The sequence below is a fragment of the Spiroplasma endosymbiont of Lariophagus distinguendus genome, assembly GCF_023846195.1.
Taxonomy (GTDB): Bacteria; Bacillota_I; Bacilli_A; order Mycoplasmatales; family VBWQ01; genus Spiroplasma_E.
This window is the reverse complement of sequence record NZ_JALMUW010000054.1, coordinates 1-6,973: the sequence shown is the minus strand read 5'-3', so window position 1 is coordinate 6,973 and position 6,973 is coordinate 1. Positions and strand designations below refer to the sequence as shown.

7 protein-coding genes are annotated in these 6,973 nt (G+C 24.2%); all 7 read right to left on the bottom strand.

Annotation, left to right across the window (positions count from 1 at the left end):
* Positions 1–145 precede the first annotated feature (145 nt).
* Complete coding sequence (gene prmC, locus M0D11_RS04765; protein ID WP_252320578.1) at positions 146–976, bottom strand: peptide chain release factor N(5)-glutamine methyltransferase; 831 nt, start codon at positions 974–976, stop codon at positions 146–148.
* Between the two features lie 26 nt (positions 977–1,002).
* Positions 1,003–1,404 (bottom strand): hypothetical protein, encoded by a 402-nt coding sequence (locus M0D11_RS04760; RefSeq protein WP_252320576.1) that lies wholly within the window; start codon positions 1,402–1,404, stop codon positions 1,003–1,005.
* 18 nt (positions 1,405–1,422) lie between these two features.
* Entirely contained in the window at positions 1,423–2,520 is a 1,098-nt protein-coding gene (gene prfA / locus M0D11_RS04755; protein WP_252320574.1) for a peptide chain release factor 1, read from the bottom strand.
* 15 nt (positions 2,521–2,535) lie between these two features.
* On the bottom strand, positions 2,536–3,126 hold the full coding sequence (locus tag M0D11_RS04750) for a thymidine kinase (RefSeq protein ID WP_252320572.1): 591 nt from the start codon (positions 3,124–3,126) through the stop codon (positions 2,536–2,538).
* Positions 3,127–3,150: 24 nt separating this feature from the next.
* On the bottom strand, positions 3,151–4,176 hold the full coding sequence (locus tag M0D11_RS04745) for a DHH family phosphoesterase (protein WP_252320570.1): 1,026 nt from the start codon (positions 4,174–4,176) through the stop codon (positions 3,151–3,153).
* A gap of 14 nt (positions 4,177–4,190) precedes the next feature.
* A complete protein-coding gene (locus M0D11_RS04740) occupies positions 4,191–6,161 on the bottom strand; it encodes an ATP-binding cassette domain-containing protein (protein WP_252320568.1) in 1,971 nt (656 codons plus the stop codon).
* 179 nt (positions 6,162–6,340) lie between these two features.
* The gene (rpmE, locus tag M0D11_RS07445) at positions 6,341–6,670 is read right to left on the bottom strand and encodes a 50S ribosomal protein L31 (RefSeq protein ID WP_368862541.1); all 330 of its coding nucleotides are present in this window, start codon (positions 6,668–6,670) and stop codon (positions 6,341–6,343) included.
* Between the last annotated feature and the right edge of the window lie 303 nt (positions 6,671–6,973).

Here is a 6,973-nt window from a genome sequence, read left to right as displayed (position 1 = left end):
AATATTTCAATGATACGCCACATTAAAACTGCCCCCGTTATCCTAATTGAAAGATTAAATGAGATTTTCCTTTTCAAAAAATAAAATAGTCACCTTTTGAGTGACAAAATTATTGTTCTTAAATTATTTTTATATGTTATAATGCTTACCAAATAAATAGCATTCTTCATTTATTATTAATATCTTTAATAAATTTGTAATTATATTGTGGTAAATACTTTTTAATAAGAATAGTTAGTGCTTCTTTTTGATCAAAACCAAATTCAAATGCTAATAAAAAAGATTTTTCTAAAACTGCATGACATTGTTGAAAAATTACTTCGTAAAAATATAATCCTTTATGATCAGCAAATAAAGCTAATTTTGGTTCATATTGTAAATTATGTTTTGAAAAAGTATTTGCTGTCTCATCAATATATGGTGGATTTGAAACAATAATATTAAATTTATGATTTTTAAGATTTGTAAATATATCGCTTTCAACAAAATTAATATTTTTTAGGTTAAAATTATCGTTATTAATCTTAGCAATAGTTAATGCATCTTTGCTAATATCACTTGCTACTATATTTCAATTAGGTTTCTTTAACGCTAAACTAATAGCAATAGCACCACTGCCTGTCCCTAAATCTAATACTTTTAAATTATCATTATTAAAAATGTTTTGCGCATAGACAAAAACATTTTTAACTAGTTCTTCAGTTTCATTACGAGGAATTAATACTCTATTATCAACAACAAACTTATGATCAAGAAATCATTGATAACCAATAATATATTGTAAAGGATAGCCAGCAACAAATTTTTTAACTAGTTGTAAATATGATTCTAAAAAATCTATTGCTATTGTTTGACTAAGATTTGCATATAATCAAGATAAATCTTTATTAATAAACTTTAATAAAATTATCTTATTAATTTGTTCATTTTTTTTATTAATTTTTTTTGCTAATAAAAGATAATCTCTATAAGTCATTAATTTATACTCCAAAAATAAATATTTTATTGAAAATTAACAGATGAATTATTATTTCTTGAAGTTTTTTTTATTAAATTATTAACAACGAGAATTAAAACAATAATACTAAAAATAAATAAAAAACTAATTGTTAATAAACAAATAATTGGAAAAAGAATAATGTAACTACAAATACTAATAATAAAACCAAAATTATTAATATTATTACCATTAATATTTCGTAAAAATTCTAAATTTTTTCATAATAAATAATGAAAAATTAAACTAGATGCACTAGCAAATCATAATGTTAAAACTAAAAATAAAATGTGAATAATACCACTACTAAAAGTTAATGTAATAAATGTTCCTAATGTCGCATATAAAAAAATAACTGATATTAAAAACAAAATTTTTGTTCTAGAGTCTAAAATCTTAAAATCCATAATAATTTCTTCCTTTTTTTATTTTAATACTGTAATATTTTCATCAATATTTTCTAATTTTTCTTTTTGTTCACTACTAATTAAAGCAATAATAATTTCATCAATATTACCTTCCATAATACGATCTAACTTTAATAAAGATAATCCAATTCGATGATCGGTTACTCTATTTTGTGGATAATTGTATGTTCTAATTTTTTCTGAACGATCACCGCTACCAACAGCTGTTTTTCTTAAATTACCAATTCTTCCCTGTTCTTCTTCAACTTTTTTTTCATAAAGTTTAGCTCTTAATACCCGCATTGCTTTATCTTTATTATCATGTTGACTTCGTCCGTCCTGTGAAGTTACAACAACACCTGTTGGAATATGAGTAATTCTAATTGCTGAATCGGTAGTATTAACATGTTGACCACCAGCACCACTAGAACGATAAGTATCAATTCTTAAATCAGAATTATTTATTTTAATTTCAACTTCATTAACTTCTGGCAATACAGCAACCGTTGCAATTGAAGTATGAACTCGTCCTTGTGATTCGGTTTTTGGAACTCTCTGAACACGATGTCCACCAGCTTCAAACTTTAATTTAGCAAATACATGTTTACCTTTAATCATAAAAGCAATATAACTAAATCCACCATTTATTGCTTCTTTTGCTTCAATAGTTTCAATTTTTCATCGTTGAATTTCACAATACTTACTATACATACGATATAAATCACCAGCAAAAATATTTGCTTCATCGCCACCAACAGCTCCTCTAATTTCAATAATAACATTTTTATTATCATTTATATCTTTAGGAATTAGTGTTAGTTTTAATTCATTTTCTGCTTTTTCTAATTCAATTTCATTTGCTTTAATATCTGTTTTAAGCATTTCACAAAGTTCTTGATCCTGTTCGGTTGCTAATGCCTTTTTTGCTTCAATAATTTCTTTGTTAATTTTTTCATATTTTCAATATTGTTCAATAATTGTTTCTAATCTACTATGTTCTTTTGTTAATTCAGTGTATTTATCACGAGGAATTAATTCGGGATTTTCTAATTGCTTTTCAATTTCACTATATTTTTTAGTAAGTTGCATTAACTGTTCTAATGTTTTTTCATTCATAATATCACACCTGATTTATCTATTCTGATTATTTGTTAAGACACGATGATGACTACGACATCGAGCTTCATATTGTTCTTGCGCACCAATTAAAATAATTTCATCATCATATCTAGCTTCCCGGCCATTAATAATACGTTGTGTTCTTGTTGCTGCTTTACCACATTTTACACAAACAGCATCTAATTTAGTTACAAATTCTGCTAAAGCTAATAATTCTTTAGTAACAGGAAATGGTTCACCACGAAAATCTTGATCTAAACCAGCAACAATAACTTGCTTATTTTGATTTGCTAATGTTTTAATCACTTCAATAATTGATGATTTAAAAAATTGTACTTCATCAATTGCAACTGCTTCTATTTCTTTATCTATATGTTTTAATATTTGCATTGGATCATCAATTACTATCGCTGTGATAGATACTCCTTTATGACTTACTACTTTTTTAGCATCATAACGAATATCAACCTTGGGTTTAAAAACTAGCACTTTGCGTTTAGCATACTGTAAACGATTTATACGTCGCATAAACTCTTCGGTTTTTCCAGCAAACATACAACCAGTAATTACTTCAATTCATCCCTCATTATAACGACTATACATTTATATCCAACTCCATCTCTAATTTTAATTGTTTGTTAATTCTGGTGATTTACTAGCAATTTTATCTAAACTATCAATCAATTTTTCAACTTCATTAATATTTTGTAAATATGCACCAGCAGCTGTCTGATGACCACCACCACCAAACTTTGCAATAGCATCATTAATTATTCATCTTGCACTACGAACACTAACTTTAATTTTACTATTCATTTGATCATAAGCAGCAATTAATCAAATTTTAATACCATCAATATTTGACATTACATTAACTTGACTAGTTAAATCTTCTCTACTTAAAACAACTTCGCCTTTAATATTTAATATTTTATTTTGACTAATAATTTTTGTTTGTAAGTCAGTAATTATTTTATCGTTAAATATTATATAAGCAACACCATTATCAGTAATTTTAAAATTTGATAATATATATCCTTTCAATCTTGTGATTTTTAAATTTTGAATATATAAACTTTGATATAAGTCTAATAAATTAAAATTTTGTTTAACTAAAAAACTAGCAACCTGAAAAGTTTCTTCATTAACAGAGCGATACAAAAATCTACCAGAATCAGTAACTAAACCAAGAAATAAATTTCTAGCTGCTAAAGCTGAAACTTTTAAATTCAATACTTGTGCTCATTTCGCCACTACTTGGCAAGCAGCAGAAGCCTTTTCTTCAATTAAATCAATATCACCATATTTATCAACAATTGGATGATGATCAATTTTAATTATCTTTTTTCCTTCTTCTCAAAATTGACCACTAATTCGTTCGCGATTAGCTGTATCAGTGACTATTACTAGTGCATTTTCATAATCTTCTTTTTTAACAAAAGTTGGTTGTGGAAATAATGATGCCATATGTTCATTTGTTTCGCCTGGAACAAGTACTTTTTTATTTTGAAAATTATCTTCAATAATTTTTTTTAATCCTCATTGTGAACCCAAAGCATCTCCATCAGGATTAATATGACGATGAATAATAATTGGATTACTGATTTTTATTAATTCATAAATTGCTTGTGCTTCTTTTTTAAACTTATTCATATTATATATCCTTTCTATCATGTACCAATTAATTGTTTTGTTTCATCATCAAAAACAAAAATTGAATTTTTAGTAATACTAATTCAACCAACAGTTCCCACTTCTAAATTATCATTATTATTTGTTAAAACTTCAAATTGTTCTGATTTAGTAGTTTCAATCAATAAATATGCTTTTTTATCATCAACTTTAGTAATATTTTTAATAACACCATTAATAATAATTGAATTTTTTAAAAAAGTAAATCGTGGTTTCTTTGCATTAAACAAAATGGCATTTGATTTAAAAGCAATAGTAGAAGCAGTTTTAACATCAAACTTACCTAAATTTACATTATAAAAATATAAATTATGAGCATTTCATTCTCCCTTTGCAATATTAATATGCTGTTCATTTATTTCTTTCAATAAATTTAAAGATAATGGTTTATCAGTGATTTCACTAACATTCCCTTGTTGAATAATTATTTCATTTTCAATAACAGTAACATTAGTCGCTAATAAATTAATATCAACTTGATTATTAGTTGTAAAAATAATAATTATTTTCAAAAATTTTTGTAATTTTTTAATTCAATTTGCTAATTGTTCTTTATTATCAACATTTAAAAGTTCAAATGGGTTATGTAAAATTAAAATTTTAGTAGGTACAATTAATTGTTGAATGATTTTTATTATTTGTCGTTCTACTATTGTTAATTGTGTTAAACGTAGTGACAATAAATGACTTAGTTCTAAATGTTTAAATATCATAACAATATTTTCACTAATTAAATCACGGACATCAATTAACTGTGAATATAAAGTTTGTAATTGTTGTTGATATGTTTCTTTATCTTGTAACTGTGGATTTTTTAAAATTTTATCATGATAAATTTTAATTTCATCTTTAATATTTTTTAAAAGTAAATGCATTTCATCTGGTAAAAGTTGCATTGCCACAAAATCTTGTTTCATATTAAATTTAATTCTTTGTACTTCTGCTAAGTCAATTCACTGGTCTAAAATTTGATCAATTTGACTACGAGTACATTTAATTTGTTGATATGAAACTAAATGATTAAGTTCACTATTAAAATTTTGATTATGATTGTTACAAGTTTTTAACGTAGTTCTAATTTCACTTCTAGTAGTACTAATCTCTCTATTTAAATAATTATTTATTTCTTTAATAACAAAACTAATTTCTCGTAGTTGAAACTCTCATTTTCTTTCTTTTGGTGGATTACATCCACAAAAACATGGTCCCACTAAACTTTCTAAACTAGAAATACGATCTTGCAAAGATTGTAAAAATAATAAGTTATTATTTGCAATAATATTTTTTTCTTCGGCAGTAAATTTTTTAATTAGAATATCTGTTAATTTTTCACTTCCAGCAAAATTAAATTTCTCTTGAGCAAAGTTTTTATGAAAATGATTAATTTGATATTGATATTCTTTAATAAAATTATTACGAGTGCTTTGTGTTTCATTAATAAAATTTTTAATAATATTAATTAATTTTTCTTTAAAATAACCACTGTCTAAATTTAAACCTGTATTTTTTAAGTTTTCAATATCAGTCTTAATTTTTTGATTAATATTGCTTATTTCTTGTAAAAAGGGTTTATTAGTAATTGCTGTTCTTACTAAGTTACGTTGAATACTAAATAATTTATTTCAACTCTGTAAATGCATACTAACATAAGCCATTTTTCGTTCAAAACCAATACTATTATAAGTAACATCAATATCATCAATTAAAATTTTACCCTCCATAATAGCAGAAGAACCTGCTAGAGCATTAATTAATTTTTCAATATTATCTTCATCATTACTAAAAATTGCCAAGCAACTAGGATATTTTCCTTCAAAACTTCAATCTTTTACGGCTTTTTCAACGGATAAATTAATAATACTAAAATTAAAGTTACTAGTTTGCTCAGTATTATATCTAATACCTTTACTTATTACCAATTTATTAAAATCAGATGATTTTTCCATAAAACCATTCCCTACCTTAAAGTTTTTTATTTCATATACTATTAAAATTATATTCTATATTTATTGGGTTGTATACATACAATATTTTAACTTAATTAATGGTAAATATGTCTGTAAATAATTTTATTTTTAAAGTATAAAAAAAAAGAAACTATTATTAGTTTCTAGTTTAATTAAAATTATTTTTTAACTTGTTTAGTATCAGTTAGTTTTAGAACATCTTTTGCTGTTTCTAATACAATAGTTTTAGTATTTTGTGGTTTTGCTTTGTTTATTTCAACAGTTTTTGATTTTGTTTCAACTTGTTTACTTGCTTTTGTATTAAAGCGTTCAACTCTTCCTTTTGCTGAAACAAATGATTGTTTTCCAGTATAAAATGGATGACAACTTGAACATGTATCAACACGGATTTCTTTACCCTTAGTTGAACCACTTATAAAATTATTGCTACATGTTATACATGTTACTTTAGTTTGAAAATACTCTGGATGGATGCTTGCTTTTGCCATGGTTTCACCTCACTTATAAAATTACTATTAATAAAAAGTACTTAAAAATAATATCATTAACAATATAAAAAAGCAAATAAATATTAATGATAGATAGAGTTTTTATTTTGATAGATTATATTGTAAAAATGTGTTCTAATTCAATTAACTAGATATCATGAATTTTATTTTTTTTTAAATTATATATTCTATTGAAATCTAAAACTTAAAAATTGTTTTTATATGAATAAAAAATATTATTTACACAACTAATATATTTTTCAGTTAATTAAATACAATAAAAAATATTTACTTTCAGTAATT